This is a genomic window from Terrabacter carboxydivorans (genome assembly GCF_039532035.1).
Taxonomy (GTDB): domain Bacteria; phylum Actinomycetota; class Actinomycetes; order Actinomycetales; family Dermatophilaceae; genus Terrabacter; species Terrabacter carboxydivorans.
In genome coordinates, this window is record NZ_BAAARE010000020.1 from 69,531 (window position 1) to 86,384 (window position 16,854).

Genomic DNA, 16,854 nt, shown 5'->3' on the forward strand with positions numbered 1-16,854 from the left:
GCTCGCCAGCCTACGACCGGCGTCGCCTGCGCCTCCGGGTGGTAGGGGCTGCGGCGCCGATGCGCACGAGCAGGGCGACCTCGTCCTCGAGGGCCACGAGGAGGGCCTCGGGGTCGGGCACGACCGACTCGTCGGCCATGATCCCGATGCGCACGGCGTCGTCGTAGGTGACGATGCAGAAGCCCAGCGTGTGCCGGCCGGACCCCGGCACCCAGCCCAGCACGCCCGTGACCGGCACGCCGGCGAGATGACGGACCTCCCGCGGACCGGCGACGTTGGTCGTCACCCCGATCGCCTTGTTGGCGAAGAAGTCGACGACCCGGCGCTCGAGCGCCGCGGGGAAGCGCCCGATGACCGAGATGAGGGCGAAGGTGAGGGCCGCCTCGGGCGAGGCCTTGAGCCAGTCCATCCGCGCCTTGGACAGGGCCAGACGGCCGAGCGGAGTGGCGTCGCGGCTGGGGAAGCGGAGGAAGACGAGGGCGAAGCGGTTGCCCAGCTCGCGCGGCAGCGGCTCGTCGAGCGGGCGGACGTTGACCGGCACCATCGTCACGAGGTCGACGGGCTCGCGCCCGTGCTCGTCCTGGTAGGTGTGCAGGGCACCGGCGACGGCGCTCATGAGCACGTCGTTGAGGGTGGCGCCGACGAGTCGACCGGCCTGCTTGAGGCCCGGCAGGGGCAGCGGCTGGGTCCACACGACGCGCTTGCGCCGACCCGGCTCGCCCCCGACCGCACTGGTGGGGTTGGTCGTGAGGAGCAGGTCCGAGACCACCTGACCGGTGCGCAGGGTGAGGCCTGCCGCGTCGGTGACGGCGGCCCGGGCGCCCTTGGAGCGCAGCCGGTTCCATGCCGAGCGCGTCGTGGCGCGGGCCAGGTTGAGTCCAGAGGCCACGGCTCCTGCGGAGGCCGTCTCGCCCAGCGGCAACGTCGCCAGGTCGGCGGTCGCAGGCGGGCCGACGATGTCGCCGGGCGTGCCGTCGGCGTCCTCGGTGAGTCCGAGCAGCACTCGTGTCAGGGCGATCCCGTCGGCGAGCGCGTGGTGGATCCGGAAGACGAGCGCGGCACCGGACCCGTGTCCGTCGACGAGGTGCACCTCCCAGAGAGGTTGCGACCGGTCGAACTCGCGCGGCAGCTCGTCCTCGATGTAGGCCTGCAGCTCGGCATCGGCCTCGGCGGCAGTCCCGCTGCCGGACAAGGTCGCCCGGCGGACGTGATGCATCAGGTCGAAGGACGGGTCGTCCTCCCAGCGGTAGGAGCCCAACGCGCGCCGCGGCCGTCGGGGCCGCTGGCTGAAGACGGGGTAGGGCTCGATGATGCGCGTGCGCAGCACTGCGAGGACGCGGTCCCAGTCCGGCACCGACTCGAGCAGCACGACGGACACGATGACCATGAGGTTGGTCGGACGGTCCATGTTCAGCCACAGGATGTCGGCCGATCCCATCCGCCGTGACGCGCGCCGCACCTACGGGCCCGACAGTCGCGAGAGCGCGTCGCCGTCGAGGCGGAACGTCGTCCAGTCGTCGAGCGGCCGTGCCCCGTGGGCGCGGTAGAAGTCGATCGAGGGGGTGTTCCAGTCGAGCACCGTCCACTCGAGCCGGGTCCAGCCCCGCTCGACGCACAGCTGCGCCAGGCGGGCGAGGAGCGCCTTGCCGAGGCCGAGGCCCCGGTGCTCCGGCCCGACGAAGAGGTCCTCGAGCCAGATCCCGGCCTGCCCGGTCCACGTCGAGAAGCTGCGGAACCAGATCGCCATCGCCACGACGTCTCCCTCCCGCACCCCGACGTGGGCGTATGCCGTGGGGTCGCCCTGGGCGGGGAAGAGGGCGTCCCGGAACTGCTCGGGGGTCGCGGTCGCGGCCTCGGGCTCCTTCTCGTAGGCCGCGAGGTCCTGCACGAGGCGGACGAGGGCGGGCAGGTCGGCGGTGGTGGCCTCACGGATCTGGACGTCTCTCACGCAGCCATCCTCTCCCGGCCCGGCCGGGTGTGCGTCGTGGTCGGGTGCTGTGGGCGGTTCGACGTAGGCTTGGCCGATCATGAGCACGCTCTTCGACGACCTCCCCATCCCCGGTTTCGAGCACGGTCAGGGCGCGCCCTCGGGCGGGTCCTCGGGCTCCGGTCGCGGCGGCGACGTCACCGACCAGGGCGTGCCCACGTGGGCCGAGGCGGCCGCGCAGGGCGGCATCGCGGGGGCGCCGCAGGGCGGTGTCGACCTCGACCCGGCGGCGCTGCTCGAGGGGCTCAACCCGCAGCAGCGCGAGGCCGTCGTCCACGAGGGCACCCCGCTGCTCATCGTGGCCGGTGCTGGCTCGGGCAAGACCCGGGTGCTGACCCACCGCATCGCCTGGCTGCTCGGCGAGCGCGGGGCCCAGCCGGGGCAGATCCTCGCCATCACGTTCACCAACAAGGCGGCCGCAGAGATGCGTGAGCGCGTCGCGGCACTCGTCGGCCCCCGCGCCCGCGCGATGTGGGTCATGACCTTCCACTCGGCCTGCGTGCGCATCCTGCGCCGTGAGGCGGCCAAGGTCGGCATGAAGTCGACGTTCTCGATCTACGACGCCGCCGACAGCCAGCGCCTCATGAGCCTCGTGCTGCGCGACCTCGACCTCGACCCCAAGCGCTACCCGCCGCGAGGCTTCTCGGCGCAGGTCAGCAACCTCAAGAACGACCTCATCGACGAGGAGACCTACGCCGGGCAGGTCACCGAGGGCAACCACTACGAGCGCACCGTCTCCGACGCCTACACGCAGTACCAACGCCGCCTGCGACAGGCCAACGCCCTCGACTTCGACGACATCATCATGATGACGGTCAACATCCTGCAGGCCTTCCCGGACGTGGCGGAGTACTACCGCCGCCGGTTCCGGCACGTGCTCGTCGACGAGTACCAGGACACCAACCAGGCGCAGTACCAGCTCATCAAGGAGCTCGTGGGCGAGGTCAAGGGGCCCGAGGGCGCCTACGCGGTGCCGCCGGCCGAGCTGTGCGTCGTCGGCGACTCCGACCAGTCGATCTACGCCTTCCGCGGTGCGACGATCCGCAACATCCTCGAGTTCGAGCAGGACTACCCCGACGCCCGCACGATCCTGCTCGAGCAGAACTACCGCTCGACGCAGCGCATCCTGCGCGCCGCCAACTCCGTCATCGCCCGCAACGAGGGGCGCCGCGCCAAGAACCTCTGGACCGACTCCGGCGACGGCGCGATGATCACCGGCTACGTCGGCGACAACGAGCACGACGAGGCCGCGTTCGTCGCCAAGGAGATCGACGACCTCGCCGACAAGGGCGTCAAGCCCGGCGACGTCGCGGTCTTCTACCGCACCAACGCCCAGAGCCGCGCGATCGAGGAGGTGCTCGTGCGGGTCGGCCTGCCCTACAAGGTGGTCGGCGGCACCCGCTTCTACGAGCGGCGCGAGGTCAAGGACGCCCTGGCCTACCTCCGCGTCGTCTCCAACCCCACCGACACCGTCAACCTGCGCCGCATCCTCAACACGCCCAAGCGCGGCATCGGCGACCGGGCCGAGGCGTGCGTGGCGGCCCTCGCCGAGCGCGAGCGCATCCCCTTCGTCGCTGCCCTCGGCCGGGCCGAGGACGCGCCGGGCATCGCGACCCGCTCCGTCGCCGCCATCAACGGCTTCACCGCGCTGCTCGAGAGGCTCCGCACCTCCTACGAGGCCGACGACAGCGTCGCGGCCCTGCTCGAGATGACGCTCGAGGAGAGCGGCTACCTCGCCGAGCTGCGGGCGAGCCACGACCCGCAGGACGAGACGCGGGTCGAGAACCTCGCCGAGCTCGTCGCGGTCGCCCAGGAGTACGACGACCGCCGCGCCACCGAGCTCGCCGAGTCCGGCGGTGAGCTGCCCCCCGGCGTCGAGCCCGAGGACGTCGGCCCCGCCGGCGCGCTCGAGGAGTTCCTCGAGCAGGTCTCTCTCGTCGCCGACGCCGACGAGATCCCCGACGAGCCGGAGGCCAAGGCCCAGGGCGTCGTCACGCTCATGACGCTGCACACGGCCAAGGGCCTCGAGTTCCCCGTCGTCTTCCTCACCGGCATGGAGGACGGCACGTTCCCGCACATGCGGGCCCTCGGCGACCCGAAGGAGCTCGAGGAGGAGCGGCGCCTCGCCTACGTCGGCATCACGCGCGCCCGCGAGCGGCTCTACCTCTCGCGCGCCGCCGTGCGGTCGGCGTGGGGAGCGCCCCAGTACAACCCGCCGTCACGCTTCCTCGACGAGATCCCCGGGGACCTGCTCGACTGGCAGCGGCTCGGGCCGTCGTTCAGCGGCGCCCGTGGCTCCGACCGTCCCGCCGTGGCGACGTTGGCCTCGCGCCCCGGGGTGCGCAGCGCCGGCAACCGTCCGGTCATCGCGCTCCAGTCGGGCGACCGTGTCACCCACGACTCCTTCGGCCTCGGCACCGTGGTGCGGGTCGAGGGTGAGGGTGACAAGTCGATGGCCCACGTCGACTTCGGTGCCGACACCGGCACGAAGCGCCTGCTCCTGCGCTACGCCCCGCTCGTCAAGCTCTGAGCGCGTCCGCCCGGGTGCCGGCCCCGTCGTCGTCGATGACGTATGCCGGGTGGCCGGCCCCCGTGCCCACGCGGGCTCCGTTGTGCGGCAACGGCATACGGCCCGCTCGCGGGGGGTACAGATCCAGCGGTGAACGCGACGAGGCCCGTCCCGGAAGGGACGGGCCTCGTGTCGAGGACGGCCTCGGTCAGAGCATGACGCCGCGCTTGGCGAGCCAGGGGATCGGGGGCACCGCGGTGCCGTCGCCCGGGTGGATCTCCAGGTGCACGTGCGGGCCGGTGGAGTTGCCGGTGCTGCCGCTGTAGGCGACGATCTGGCCGGGCGAGACCTCTTCGCCGACGGACACGAGCAGGCGGCTGTTGTGCGCCATCCACGAGACGGTGCCGTCCCAGTAGCGGATCTTGACGAAGTTGCCGTAGCCCTCGTTGGACCATCCGGCGAAGATCACCGTGCCGCTCGAGAGGGAGTGCACCGCGCTGCCGACGGGGCAGGCGAGGTCCTGCGCGGGGTGCATCTTGCCCCAGCGGAAGCCGAAACCGGAGGTGAGAGTGTAGCCCGCGACCGGGGAGACCCAGCGGTGCGCCTGGGCCAGGGCGCGAGCCGCGGCGGCACGCTTGGCCTGCGCGGCAGCGGCGGCCTTGGCCTGCTTCGCGGCAGCCTGGTCGGCCGCGGCCTTGACGGCGGCGGCCTGGGCCTCGGCGGCGGTCTGGGTCGCGGTCTGCGAGGCGCCGACGATGAGCGTCTTGGCGTCACGGGCCATGTCGCGCGAGGAGCGGGCGCCGGCGCGGTTGGCGGCAGCCGCCGAGACGGCCTCCGGGTCGGCGGCCAGGCCGAGGCCGGCGACCGAGTTGGAGACGTTCTTCATGGCAGCGACCTCGGGGCTCAGCTCGCTGGCGCCGGCGCCACGGATGGCGAGGCCACCGGCGACGGTCGAGGAGAGCAGCGCAACGGGGACGACGAACTGTCGACCCCGCGAAGGCTTGGCTGCCGGACGGTGCCGGCCGGCGTAACTGGATTTGGGCACGAAAGAATTACCTATCGGTCACAGATGGTGCGAGCCGCCAGCCTAACGTGACCATTTCGTTATCCAAAATCACGCCACTTGTCTGGACGGTCCGACATCGCGGTGGAGGGTCGCGACTTCGCCCGACACTAGGGCATCCGGGCGGGCGACAGAAGGATTTCCACAGGCGAATCTGGACAGATCCTGAGGCTTCGGCGACAGTGCTCCGAGAGTCAGCCGGCCGGGTCGACGCGACCGGGGATCGCAGGGCCCGAGCGGGGCTTGCGCGTCGCGGTCGTGCGGCGGCTGCCGAGCGAGCTGACGCCCGGCGTGACGGTCGCACCCGAGGTGTCGAGGTGGGCCAGGGCGGTGGAGATGCCGTGCACGACGCTGCTCGTGATCGGCAGGCTCATGTGGCCGACGCCGTGCAGGGCGACGTTGTGGACGTTGAGGTCCGGGTGGTGCAGGGCGGCGTTGTGCTGCGGGACCACGACCTGGTCGAGGTCGGACCAGTAGACGAGGAAGCGGGTCTGGCACTCCGCGACCGGGGCCGCGAGCTCCTTCATGAGCGCGCTGCGGGGACGCAGCTGCCGGGTCAGGCCGTTGTTCCACGTGTAGGCGAGGTAGCTGCCCTGGTGCGGCGTGCCGAGCGTGACGAGCGTGTGGACGTGCTGGTCGCCGCCGAGCCGGGTCACGTAGTAGCGCGCGATGAGCCCGCCCATCGAGTGACCGATGACGTGGATGCGCTCGTAGCCCGTCTCCTCGACGATCCGCTCGACCTCGGCGCCGAGGTCGGCAGCCGCCGCCCGCACGTCGCCGGTGAAGATGGAGTAGTTGATCGTCTCGATGCGCCCGAAGCCGCGCCGCACGAGGCCGCGGCGCAGCACGGTGAAGATCGAGCGGTTGTCGACCATGCCGTGCACGAGCAGGATCGGGGTCTCAGCGGCCTCGACGTTCTGGATCGCGAGCCCGCGCTGGCTCGGCGGCAGGTGCCCGAGCCGGTAGCCCTGGCGCCGGTCGCTCGCGCGCGGCCCGAGCAGGCCCAGCGGGTAGAGGCCCAGGTGCAGACCCATCCACGACGCCTCGAGCGCCGCGCCGGCGAGCCCGGTCGGCGTCAGCAGCGCGCCGGCGACCTCCCCGACGGCCGCGAGGAAGGCCCGAGGCCTCCTCACGACACCCGTCGAGGTGCCTTCCTGCCGCGGCGTCGTCGCCGCACGTGCTGCCAGTGCCACGTGCCGAACGTACCCCGACCGGTGGGCGATGCATCACTATTGCGCGTCGCGTCTCACGCGGCTGGCTAGAGTGCCCGGCATGAGCGAGTCCCAGGGTGCCGACGCTGTTGCCGTGACTGCCGACGAGGGCGCGGGCGGCGCCGGCGTGTCGACCGACGTCATCCGGGTCGTGGTGGCCAAGCCGGGTCTCGACGGCCACGACCGCGGCGCGAAGGTCGTCGCCCGGGCGCTGCGCGACGCCGGCATGGAGGTCATCTACACGGGCCTGCACCAGACGCCGGAGCAGATCGTCGAGGCGGCCATCCAGGAGGACGCCGACGTCGTGGGCCTCTCGGTCCTGTCCGGGGCGCACCTGACCCTCTTCGCACGGGTCGTCGAGCTGCTCGCCGAGCGTGACGCCAGCGACATCGTCGTCTTCGGCGGCGGGATCATCCCCGACGACGACATCGCCGAGCTCGAGAAGCTCGGCGTCGCCAAGGTCTTCACGCCGGGCGCCACGACGATGGAGATCGTCGGCTGGGTCCGGGAGCACGTGCACCCCGCCTGACCTCCTCCGCGGGTCCCGGGCCGCTCCGCGCATCCGGGGCTCGCACGTGCGGAGCGCCGGCCGTTCGGGCCCGCAACCCGCGTAGGGGCCAGTCAACCGCGGACCGTCCACACCCCGTCCCGACACCGACGTCCCGTCCACAGCCCGGCAGGAGGCCCCGCTCAGCCCGTCCGGCCTGGGCCAGGCTCGGGCCATGCGACTCGACCTTCTCGGAGCCGGTGGCGTCTTCTCGGCGGCCGACGCGGCCGTGCACGGTCTGGACGGTCATGCGCTCGGCCGGCTCGTGCGGTCGGGGGAGTGCCTCCGCCTGACCCGCGGGTGGTATGCCGTGACGCCGGCCGAGCCCCTCACCGCGCGGTCCCGGCACGCGCTGACCGCCACCGCCCTCGGTCGCGCCCACGCGGGCCGCGCCGTGGTCAGTCACCACGGCGCGCTCGTCCTGCACGGACTGCCGACGTATGCCGTCGACCTCGACATCGTGCACCTGACCTTGCTGCCCCGGCCGTCGGGAGCCCGCGTGCCCAACGCCTCGGCGCGGCGCCGCGGACTCGTGATCCACCGGCCGGTCCCCGGCCTGGCAGCGTCGCCACCGCCCGTCACCGGTGGGTCCTCGGTCACGACGACCGTGCCGCTCGCGTGGGCGGTGGTGCAGACCGGGCTCGTGCACGGGCCCGAGGCCGCCCTCGTCCCCGCCGACGCGGCGCTGGCGCGCGGACTCGTCACCGTCGAGCGGCTCGCCCGCGCCGTCGAGGGCCTGGCCGGCCACCCGGGCCTCTCGGCGGTGCGGGCGGCGCTGCCCCACGCCGACGGCCGGCACGAGTCCCCGGGTGAGACGCGCACGGCCTACGTGCTGCGCAGCCTCGGGTTCGACCTCGAGCCGCAGGTGGAGCTGACGGCTGAAGGGCGGCGGTACCGCGCCGACTTCCGGGTCCGGGGCACCCGGGTGCTCGTCGAGTTCGACGGTGCGGTCAAGTACGCCGACCCACGGGCGCTCTTCGAGGAGAAGCGGCGCGAGGATGCGCTCCGGCGTGCCGGCTGGGTCCTGGTCCGGGTGGTCTGGGCTGACCTCGCCGACCCGGGGCGGCTGGGGTCTCGACTGCACCGGGCACTCGAGCAGGCGGCGGCGTGAGGCGGCCAAGCGGCATACAGCACGCTCCGCGCGTTCGAGGCCCGACCGGCCGGCGCACGCGGCGGACGGCCCCGCAACCCGCGTACCGGGCGGTAGGCCGACCACCGGTGTGATCTTTGTCCGGTCGGGCCGACCCGATGCCGCTGCCACCGGCGCCAGCCACTAGAGTCCGAGCGACAGCCTGATTCGGTTGCGCCACGGCGCAGGGCCCGTCCGAGCGCGAGCACGGGTGCCCCGGGACGCCGCAGCGACGCGATCGACGACGACACGAATCGACGACGAGGACGGACCCCACCCGTGGATCTCTTCGAGTACCAAGCCCGCGACATGTTCGAGAAGCACGGCGTGCCCGTGCTGGCCGGCGCCATCGCCACCACCCCCGAGGAGGCCCGAGCGGCCGCCGAGAAGATCGGGCCGAAGTCGGGCGGTGTCACCGTCGTCAAGGCGCAGGTGAAGACCGGCGGCCGCGGCAAGGCCGGCGGCGTCAAGGTCACGAAGAGCCCCGACGAGGCGCAGGCCGCCGCCGAGGCGATCCTCGGCATGGACATCAAGGGCCACACCGTCGGCACCGTCATGGTCGCCCAGGGCGCCCGCATCGCCGAGGAGTACTACTTCTCGGTCCTGCTCGACCGGGCCAACCGCACCTACCTCGCCATGTGCTCCAAGGAGGGCGGCATGGAGATCGAGGAGCTCGCCGTCGAGCGGCCCGAGGCGCTCGCGCGCGTCGCGGTCGACCCCAACACGGGCATCGACGAGGCCAAGGCCAAGGAGATCGTCGACGCCGCCGGCTTCGACGAGGCCGACAAGGGCGCCATCGCCGACGTCATCCAGAAGCTGTGGACCGTCTACCGCGAGGAGGACGCGACGCTCGTCGAGGTCAACCCGCTCGTCAAGACCGAGGACGGCGACATCGTCGCCCTCGACGGCAAGGTGACGCTCGACGAGAACGCCGGCTTCCGCCACGCCGACCACGAGGCCCTCGAGGACACGGCCCACGCGGACCCGCTCGAGGCCGCCGCCAAGGAGAAGAACCTCAACTACGTCAAGCTCGACGGCTCCGTCGGCATCATCGGTAACGGCGCGGGGCTCGTCATGAGCACGCTCGACGTCGTCGCCTACGCCGGTGAGGAGTTCGGCGGCCAGAAGCCGGCCAACTTCCTCGACATCGGTGGCGGCGCCAGCGCCGAGGTCATGGCCAACGGCCTGCACATCATCCTGTCGGACCCGCAGGTCAAGAGCGTCTTCGTCAACGTCTTCGGTGGCATCACCTCCTGCGACGCGGTCGCCAACGGCATCGTCGGTGCCCTCGACGCCCTCGGTGACGAGGAGAACCGCCCGCTCGTCGTGCGCCTCGACGGCAACAACGTCGAGGAGGGCCGGCGCATCCTGCAGGAGCGCAACCACCCGCTCGTGACGGTCGAGCCGACGATGGACGGCGCCGCGCGCCGCGCCGCCGAGCTCGCCGCCCGGCCCGCCAACTGACCACCGAGCCAAGAGAAGCGAGAACGAAACCATGGCTATCTTCCTCAACGCCGACTCGAAGGTCATCGTCCAGGGCATGACCGGCTCCGAGGGCATGAAGCACACGCAGCGCATGCTCAAGTCCGGCACCACCATCGTCGGCGGCGTCAACCCGCGCAAGGCCGGCACCACCGTCGACTTCGAGGGCGGCGTCTCCGTCCCCGTCTACGGCACCGTCCAGGAGGCCATCGAGGCCACCGGCGCCAACGTGTCGGTGATCTTCGTGCCGGCCCAGTTCACCAAGGCCGCCGCCGTCGAGGCCATCGACGCCGCGATCCCGCTCGCCGTCGTCATCACCGAGGGCGTCGCCGTCAAGGACACCGCGGAGTTCTACAACTACGCCAAGGAGAAGGGCACGACGCGCATCGTCGGCCCGAACTGCCCCGGCCTCATCACCCCGGGCGTCTCCAACGCCGGCATCATCCCGGCCGACATCTCCGGCACCGGCCGCATCGGCCTGGTCTCGAAGTCGGGCACGCTGACCTACCAGATGATGTACGAGCTTCGGGACTTCGGCTTCAGCTCGGCCGTCGGCATCGGTGGCGACCCGATCATCGGCACGACGCACATCGACTGCCTCGAGGCGTTCCAGAACGACTCCGACACCGACGCGATCGTCATGATCGGCGAGATCGGTGGCGACGCCGAGGAGCGCGCCGCGGCCTACATCAAGGAGCACGTGACCAAGCCGGTCGTCGGCTACGTCGCGGGCTTCACCGCCCCGGAGGGCAAGACGATGGGCCACGCCGGCGCCATCGTGTCGGGCTCCTCGGGCACCGCCCAGGCCAAGAAGGAGGCCCTCGAGGCCGCCGGCGTCAAGGTCGGCAAGACGCCGTCCGAGACGGCCGACCTCATGCGCGAGATCATGCAGGGCCTCGCGAAGTAGCCTGTCGCACAGACGAACACGAGCGGGCGGTCACCTTCGGGTGACCGCCCGCTCGTGCGTCTGCTCGCTGGTCCGTGGACGATGGCGTATGCCGTCCGGCCCGGGTCGCCGAGGCACGTCACGGCATACGCCGGCTCGCGTCCGGCAGGACGTCAACAGGCCATGAGGCCGATGACGTAGCCACGGGCCCGGAGCCTCGGGATCAGCAGGTCGAGGGCTGCGACGCTCTGGGAGCGGTCGCCGCCACCGTCGTGCATGAGGATGCGCGAGCCCGGACGGACGTTGGCCAGGACCCGGTTGACGATGGTCCACGTGCCGGGGCGCGACCAGTCGCGAGGGTCGACGGTCCAGAGGATCTGACGCTGGCCGCGGTTGGCGATGATCGTCGCGATGCGCGAGTTCGTGGCGCCGTAGGGCGGGCGGACGCAGCGCGGACGGTAGCCGAGCGAGGACTCCATCCGGTTCAGCTGCCACGTCACGGACGCGGTCGACAGCGTCGTCAGGTCGGGGTGGCTCCACGTGTGGTTGCCGATCTTGTTGCCGTAGTAGCGCAGGCTGCGGGTGATCGACGGGTACCACGAGACGTTCTGGCCGATCTCGAAGAAGACGGCCTTGACGCCGTACTTGCGCAGGACGGCGAGCATCCGCGGGGTCCACGTGGGGTGCGGTCCGTCGTCGAAGGTGAAGTAGACGGTGCCTGCGTAGGCGACGGGGACCGTCGCGACGTCGGTGGGGGCCGTGGCCACCGGGGCTCCCGAACCGGGCGGTGAGGCCGGGGTCGGGGCGGCGGCAGGGGCTGCCAGCGGGGCGGCGAGCGCGAGTGCTGCGAGCAGGGGGGTCAGGAAGTGGAGGATCTTGCTGCTCATGATGGTTCATCCCTTTCACTGTCAGTGTGCGCTCGGGGGGGAGCCGTCGCCGGGGATTGCCGCTGATCCGTGCCTCACACCCTTCTCACGGGCATCTGCGTGGTGCGTCTGCGGCGTGGGCGCTCGCCCCGCGCCGGGGATCTTGTGACCATGGGACGAACCGCCGGACCCGATCACCGTTCCGACCGGCCCGTAGCGCAGGAGTGAGACCACTGGCCCCGCCGAGCACGACCACCACGACCGCCGCGACGACCACCTCGTCGGTCAGCCCCTCGACGGCCATGCCGGCCGCCCTGCGGGCCGGCGCTCTCGCCGCGGTCGGCACCTGGTCGGTCGTGGTGCTGCCCGCCCTCATCGGCTGGGTGGCCGCGCCGGAGAGCTCTGTCGGGTGGTTCTCGGCGGTCTCCGTGGCGAGCGCGATCTGGTTCCTCGGTCACGGCCAGTCGGTCGGGGCCGGTCCCGTCGCCATCTCCGTGACGCCGCTCCTGCTCCTGCTCGTCTTCGTCTACATCGCCGTCCGCTGGGCCCGGCGTCTCGCGGCGACGGAGCGCCTCCGCGTCGGTGCGGGCGACTGGAGCCGCGTCGCCCAGTGGGGGGTCGTGCCGGGCTTCGTCATCGGCTACGGCCTCGTGTCGGCGGTGCTCGCCCTCTTCACCCTCGGCGGTCCGGCGACGCCCGGTGTGGCGGCGGTCCCCGGCTCGCTCATCGTGCCGGTCGCGGCTCTGGGCTTCGTGCTGCTGCGTCCCGACGACGACACCGCGCCGGCCTTCGTCCGCGCGTGGTTCCGGCGCGGCCCGACGTGGCTCCCGAGCGTCTGGCGCACCGGGTGGCGCGGGGCGGGCCTGCTGCTCGTCGTCGGGCTCGTCGTGGTCGTCGTCCGCCTCGTCCTGTCGTGGTCGGCGGTGGCCGACGTGCAGGACCAGTACGGCGCCAACTTCGGCGCGCTCGTCGTCATCGCGCTCGCCCAGCTCGCCCTCCTCGGCAACACCGCCACGTGGGCCCTGTCGTTCCTCGCCGGTCCCGGCTTCCAGGTCGCGCTCGGCTCGGCGATCACTCCCGCGGCCGCCCAGCCCGGGCTGCTCCCGCTCGTGCCCGTCCTCGGCGCCCTCCCGCAGGCCGCCGACTACCCCGCGATGACGTATGCCGTCGTGCTGGTCCCCGTGCTCGTCGGCGTGTGGCTCGGCCGCCGGGTCGAGGCGGAGCTCGAGTTCTTCGGCAACGTCCGAGCCCGCCTGGCGGCCACCGCCACGGCCGCGCTCGTCGCCGTCGTGGTCGTCGTGGTGGTGACGGCCCTCGGCAACGGCGCCGTCGGCGTCGACCGGCTGTCGGCGGTCGGCGTGCCGCTCTGGTCCTTCGCCGCGGCCCTGACGGCCGAGGTCGTCGGCGGGGCACTGCTCCTCGCCGGTGCGCTCGTGCTCATCGAGCGACGACGCGACGGCAGGGACGACGAGCCGACGTCCGTCAGCCCGACGGGGACCGCGTCCGGCACCGGCTCGGAGCCGGACTCGCAGACCGGCTCGGTGGCCGACCGGGACTGACGGGGAGCGACCTCCCGGTCAGCGCACCACGAGGCCGAACATCCCGGCGTCCCGCATCTGCGCGCAGCTCGCCTCGGCGATGCTCGTCTGGGCGCCGTCGAGGCACGCCTCGTAGGAGCTGACCGCGTCGTAGAAGACGATCTGCAGGGCCAGGGTCGACAGCAGCGTCCCGGCGATGACGAGCGTGACGACCGGCCACACCTTCTCCTTGCCCGGACGTGCCGACAGGAACCGGAGCAGGCGCACGGTGAGCACGACGGCCAGCACGAGCGGCAGGAAGGCCACGAAGCGTTTGGGCAGCGGGAGGTACATCGCGACGAGCCCCAGTAGCACGAGCAGGGCGACCGGCAGCGTGCGCTTGGCCTTCTCGCGCGCGTAGGCGATCTCCTGCTCCACCTGGGGCTCCGTCATGCCGACCATCCTCGCCCATGCGGGCCCGGCCCCATGACCGGGGATCCCCGAGGGCCGGCTCGCTACACTCCGGCGCGTGACCACTGATCCCCGTGCCAGCGCCGCCGTCAGCGAGTCCTCCGACCGGCCCTCGGCCGACCCGGTGCCGGTGGTCGTCCTCGTCTCGGGGTCCGGCACCCTGCTGCAGGCGCTGCTCGACGCGGCCGCCGACCCGGCCTACGGCGTGCGGGTCGCCGCGGTGGGGGCCGACCGCCCGTGCGTCGGCCTCGAGCGGGCCGAGCGGGCCGGCATACCGACCTTCGTCGTGCGGCCGGCCGACTTCCAGGACCGCGGCGAGTGGGACGTAGCCCTCGCCGAGCAGGTCGCGGCCCTGGCGCCACGCTTCGTCGTGACCGCCGGCTTCATGCGGATCCTCGGCCCCGCGACGCTCGGGGCGCAGCCGGTCGTCAACACCCACCCCGCGCTGCTGCCGAGCTTCCCCGGCGCGCACGGCGTGCGCGACGCCCTCGCCTACGGCGTCAAGGTGACCGGCACGACGTGCCACGTCGTCGACGCGGGCATCGACACCGGGCCGATCATCGAGCAGCGCGTCGTCGCCGTCGAGGACGACGACACCGAGGAGAGCCTGCACGAGCGGATCAAGGTCCAGGAGCGTGAGCTTCTCGTCGACGTCGTGCGTCGGCTGGCCCGCGAGGGCCTCTCCGTCGAGGGCCGACGAGTTCGGCTCGGGCGAGCCTGACCGCTACGCTGGTCGCACACGACTGGCGCGGGTGGGACACCACCGGGGAGTGACGTCGGGAGCATCGACCGCCTGGGTGCCTCGCGAGAACGGAAGCCACCGGGTCCGCTGAGATGCAGACCCGCGGCACGCCGCGACCGATGTCACCGAACCAGGAGTGCACCCATGACCGCAGTCCCGTCCGCGCCGAGCACCGACGGCCGCCGCCCGATCAGGCGGGCCCTCGTCTCCGTCTACGACAAGACCGGCCTCGAGGACCTCGCTCGCGCGCTCGACGCCGCCGGGGTCTCGATCGTCTCGACCGGCTCGACCGCGAAGACCATCGCCGCGCTCGGCATCGAGGTGACGCCGGTCGAGGAGCTCACCGGGTTCCCGGAGTGCCTCGAGGGCCGCGTCAAGACCCTGCACCCCAAGGTGCACGCCGGCATCCTCGCCGACACCCGTAAGGGCGACCACGTCCAGCAGCTCGCCGACCTCGGGGTCGAGCCGTTCGAGCTCGTCGTCGTCAACCTCTACCCGTTCCGCGAGACCGTCGCCTCCGGTGCGACGCCGGACGAGTGCATCGAGCAGATCGACATCGGCGGCCCGTCGATGGTCCGTGCGGCGGCCAAGAACCACCCGAGCGTCGCCATCGTCACGAGCCCCACGGCATACGGCCAGGTCGTCGAGGCGCTGGGAGCGGGCGGCTTCACGCTCGAGCAGCGCAAGCGGCTCGCGGCCGAGGCCTTCGTGCACACGGCCTCCTACGACGTCGCGGTGGCCAGCTGGATGGGCAACGCCTACGCCGACACGGGCGACGGCACCGGCTTCCCGGCCTGGACCGGCGTGAGCTTCGACCGTGCGGCGGTGCTGCGCTACGGCGAGAACCCGCACCAGCAGGCGGCGCTCTACCGCCACTGGCGTCCGGGTGTGGCATCGGCCGAGCAGCTGCACGGCAAGGAGATGTCCTACAACAACTACGTCGACACCGACGCCGCGGTGCGCGCCGCGCACGACCACGGCGACCAGCCGACCGTCGCGATCATCAAGCACGCCAACCCGTGCGGCATCGCAGTCGGCGACACCATCGAGCAGGCCTACGAGCGGGCTCACGCGACCGACCCGGTGAGCGCCTACGGCGGCATCATCGCCTCCAACCGGACCGTGACGGCGGCCATGGCGGCGGCAGCCAAGCCGGTCTTCACCGAGGTCATCATCGCGCCCGACTACGAGCCCGAGGCCCTCGAGATCCTCACGGCCAAGAAGAACCTCCGCATCCTGCGCCTGCCCGCCGGCATGGCCGAGGCCGCCGACCCCGTCGAGACGCGCGCGGTCAGCGGTGGCCTGCTCGTGCAGACGGTCGACAAGGTCGACGCCGTCGTGCGCGGCGAGGACGGCGACGCGACCGGCGGCGACGACGCCGCGAACTGGCGTCTCGTCTCCGGTGACGCCGCCGACGACGCGACCATCGCCGACCTGCAGTTCGCGTGGCGCGCGATCCGCGCCGTGAAGTCCAACGCGATCCTGCTCGCCAACGACGGCGCAGCCGTCGGTGTCGGCATGGGCCAGGTCAACCGCGTCGACTCCTGCTACCTCGCCGTGCGTCGTGCGGGGGAGGAGCGGGCCCGTGGCTCGGTCGCCGCGTCCGACGCCTTCTTCCCGTTCGCCGACGGCCTGCAGATCCTGCTCGACGCGGGCGTGCGCGCCGTCGTCGCGCCGGGCGGCTCGATCCGTGACGAGGAGATCATCGAGGCGGCCAGGGCGGCCGGCGTGACGATGTACTTCACCGGGACGCGCCACTTCTTCCACTGACAACTCGTGGCGAAGTGCCCACTCGACGTGACCCCACGTCGGGTGGGCACTTCGCACGTCGAGTGGGCACTTCGTCACGCTGGGTCCGTGTGACGGAGAACGCCTCCAGCCCCACCACAGGATGCCCCGGAGGGTATTAGCGTGGAGGTGAGCCCTCGGCACGCGAGGAGGACGTCATGAGCCAGGCTTCCGTCGTCACCCGTCCCACCCAGCCGGCCACCGTGTCGGTCAGCCACCTCGGCGGTGACCGCTTCGAGATCGCCGTCCGAGACCACGTCGTCACGGTCGACCAACCGCTGACGATGGGAGGCGAAGATACGGCTCCAACGCCGACGGAGCTGTTCGTCGCGAGCCTCGCCTCGTGCACCGCCTTCTATGCGCGCCGCTACCTCGCCCGTCACGACCTGCCCGTCGAGGGGCTGCGTGTCGAGACGAGCTACGAGATGGGCACCCGCCCCTCGCGGGTCACCCGCTTCGACGTGCGCGTGCTGGTCCCTGAAGGCGTCCCGCCGGAGCGGCACGCGGCCCTGCTCGCGATGGTCGACCACTGCACGGTGCACAGCACGCTCCAGCACGAGCCCGTCGTCGACATCCAGCTCGTCACCCCCTGACACCCGTGTCGACGAAGTGCCCACTCGACGTGCGAGGACGTCGAGTGGGCACTTCGCCACGAG

General features: G+C 72.2%; 15 protein-coding genes and 1 riboswitch. Of the genes, 9 read left to right on the top strand and 6 right to left on the bottom strand.

Annotated elements, in window-relative coordinates; genetic code table 11:
- Positions 1-10 precede the first annotated feature (10 nt).
- Entirely contained in the window at positions 11-1,438 is a 1,428-nt protein-coding gene (locus ABD297_RS19105) for a wax ester/triacylglycerol synthase family O-acyltransferase (protein WP_344256685.1), read from the bottom strand.
- A 21-nt stretch (positions 1,439-1,459) separates the two neighbouring features.
- A complete protein-coding gene (locus ABD297_RS19110) occupies positions 1,460-1,948 on the bottom strand; it encodes a GNAT family N-acetyltransferase (RefSeq protein ID WP_344256686.1) in 489 nt (162 codons plus the stop codon).
- Positions 1,949-2,027: 79 nt separating this feature from the next.
- On the opposite strand from ABD297_RS19110, the gene pcrA reads away from it, so the two are divergent.
- The gene (gene pcrA, locus ABD297_RS19115) at positions 2,028-4,517 is read left to right on the top strand and encodes a DNA helicase PcrA (protein ID WP_344256687.1); all 2,490 of its coding nucleotides are present in this window, start codon (positions 2,028-2,030) and stop codon (positions 4,515-4,517) included.
- Between the two features lie 187 nt (positions 4,518-4,704).
- Here pcrA and ABD297_RS19120 read toward each other — a convergent pair whose 3' ends face one another.
- Both ABD297_RS19120 and ABD297_RS19125 read right to left on the bottom strand, forming a co-directional pair.
- Positions 4,705-5,541: a M23 family metallopeptidase gene (locus tag ABD297_RS19120; RefSeq protein WP_344256688.1), complete on the bottom strand. Its 837-nt coding sequence runs from the start codon at positions 5,539-5,541 to the stop codon at positions 4,705-4,707.
- A 212-nt stretch (positions 5,542-5,753) separates the two neighbouring features.
- A complete protein-coding gene (locus ABD297_RS19125; protein WP_344256689.1) occupies positions 5,754-6,752 on the bottom strand; it encodes a lipase family alpha/beta hydrolase in 999 nt (332 codons plus the stop codon).
- A 79-nt stretch (positions 6,753-6,831) separates the two neighbouring features.
- Between ABD297_RS19125 and ABD297_RS19130 the strand changes: the two genes are divergently transcribed.
- The 4 genes from ABD297_RS19130 to sucD all read left to right on the top strand — a co-directional run bounded on the left by ABD297_RS19130 (position 6,832) and on the right by sucD (position 10,835).
- Positions 6,832-7,299, top strand: a complete 468-nt coding sequence (locus tag ABD297_RS19130) for a cobalamin B12-binding domain-containing protein (RefSeq protein WP_425581197.1) — start codon at positions 6,832-6,834, stop codon at positions 7,297-7,299.
- Positions 7,300-7,492: 193 nt separating this feature from the next.
- Positions 7,493-8,428: a type IV toxin-antitoxin system AbiEi family antitoxin domain-containing protein gene (locus ABD297_RS19135; protein WP_344256690.1), complete on the top strand. Its 936-nt coding sequence runs from the start codon at positions 7,493-7,495 to the stop codon at positions 8,426-8,428.
- A gap of 297 nt (positions 8,429-8,725) precedes the next feature.
- Positions 8,726-9,910 (top strand): ADP-forming succinate--CoA ligase subunit beta, encoded by a 1,185-nt coding sequence (gene sucC / locus ABD297_RS19140; protein WP_344256691.1) that lies wholly within the window; start codon positions 8,726-8,728, stop codon positions 9,908-9,910.
- 31 nt (positions 9,911-9,941) lie between these two features.
- Entirely contained in the window at positions 9,942-10,835 is an 894-nt protein-coding gene (sucD, locus tag ABD297_RS19145; RefSeq protein ID WP_344256692.1) for a succinate--CoA ligase subunit alpha, read from the top strand.
- A gap of 152 nt (positions 10,836-10,987) precedes the next feature.
- On the opposite strand, the gene ABD297_RS19150 is transcribed toward sucD, so the two are convergent.
- On the bottom strand, positions 10,988-11,701 hold the full coding sequence (locus tag ABD297_RS19150) for a polysaccharide deacetylase family protein (RefSeq protein ID WP_344256693.1): 714 nt from the start codon (positions 11,699-11,701) through the stop codon (positions 10,988-10,990).
- Between the two features lie 203 nt (positions 11,702-11,904).
- Between ABD297_RS19150 and ABD297_RS19155 the strand changes: the two genes are divergently transcribed.
- Positions 11,905-13,239 (top strand): cell division protein PerM, encoded by a 1,335-nt coding sequence (locus ABD297_RS19155; RefSeq protein WP_344256694.1) that lies wholly within the window; start codon positions 11,905-11,907, stop codon positions 13,237-13,239.
- An 18-nt stretch (positions 13,240-13,257) separates the two neighbouring features.
- On the opposite strand, the gene ABD297_RS19160 is transcribed toward ABD297_RS19155, so the two are convergent.
- Complete coding sequence (locus tag ABD297_RS19160) at positions 13,258-13,650, bottom strand: hypothetical protein (protein ID WP_344256695.1); 393 nt, start codon at positions 13,648-13,650, stop codon at positions 13,258-13,260.
- 142 nt (positions 13,651-13,792) lie between these two features.
- Between ABD297_RS19160 and purN the strand changes: the two genes are divergently transcribed.
- The 3 genes from purN to ABD297_RS19175 all read left to right on the top strand — a co-directional run bounded on the left by purN (position 13,793) and on the right by ABD297_RS19175 (position 16,791).
- The gene (gene purN / locus ABD297_RS19165; protein ID WP_344256701.1) at positions 13,793-14,389 is read left to right on the top strand and encodes a phosphoribosylglycinamide formyltransferase; all 597 of its coding nucleotides are present in this window, start codon (positions 13,793-13,795) and stop codon (positions 14,387-14,389) included.
- Between the two features lie 8 nt (positions 14,390-14,397).
- A riboswitch (ZMP/ZTP riboswitch) is annotated at positions 14,398-14,474 on the top strand.
- Between the two features lie 80 nt (positions 14,475-14,554).
- Positions 14,555-16,180, top strand: a complete 1,626-nt coding sequence (gene purH / locus ABD297_RS19170; RefSeq protein ID WP_344256696.1) for a bifunctional phosphoribosylaminoimidazolecarboxamide formyltransferase/IMP cyclohydrolase — start codon at positions 14,555-14,557, stop codon at positions 16,178-16,180.
- Between the two features lie 176 nt (positions 16,181-16,356).
- Positions 16,357-16,791, top strand: coding sequence for an OsmC family protein (locus ABD297_RS19175; protein WP_344256697.1), 435 nt, complete (start codon positions 16,357-16,359; stop codon positions 16,789-16,791).
- Positions 16,792-16,854: the final 63 nt, after the last annotated feature.

Bases quoted from the DNA above. Each gene is read 5' to 3' on its own strand.
- ABD297_RS19105 (WP_344256685.1), bottom strand. From the start codon at position 1,438: ATGGGATCGGCCGACATCCTGTGGCTGAACATGGACCGTCCGACCAAC.
- pcrA (WP_344256687.1), top strand. From the start codon at position 2,028: ATGAGCACGCTCTTCGACGACCTCCCCATCCCCGGTTTCGAGCACGGT.
- ABD297_RS19130 (WP_425581197.1), top strand. From the start codon at position 6,832: ATGAGCGAGTCCCAGGGTGCCGACGCTGTTGCCGTGACTGCCGACGAG.
- ABD297_RS19135 (WP_344256690.1), top strand. From the start codon at position 7,493: ATGCGACTCGACCTTCTCGGAGCCGGTGGCGTCTTCTCGGCGGCCGAC.
- sucD (WP_344256692.1), top strand. From the start codon at position 9,942: ATGGCTATCTTCCTCAACGCCGACTCGAAGGTCATCGTCCAGGGCATG.
- ABD297_RS19150 (WP_344256693.1), bottom strand. From the start codon at position 11,701: ATGAGCAGCAAGATCCTCCACTTCCTGACCCCCCTGCTCGCAGCACTC.
- ABD297_RS19160 (WP_344256695.1), bottom strand. From the start codon at position 13,650: ATGACGGAGCCCCAGGTGGAGCAGGAGATCGCCTACGCGCGCGAGAAG.
- purH (WP_344256696.1), top strand. From the start codon at position 14,555: ATGACCGCAGTCCCGTCCGCGCCGAGCACCGACGGCCGCCGCCCGATC.
- ABD297_RS19175 (WP_344256697.1), top strand. From the start codon at position 16,357: ATGAGCCAGGCTTCCGTCGTCACCCGTCCCACCCAGCCGGCCACCGTG.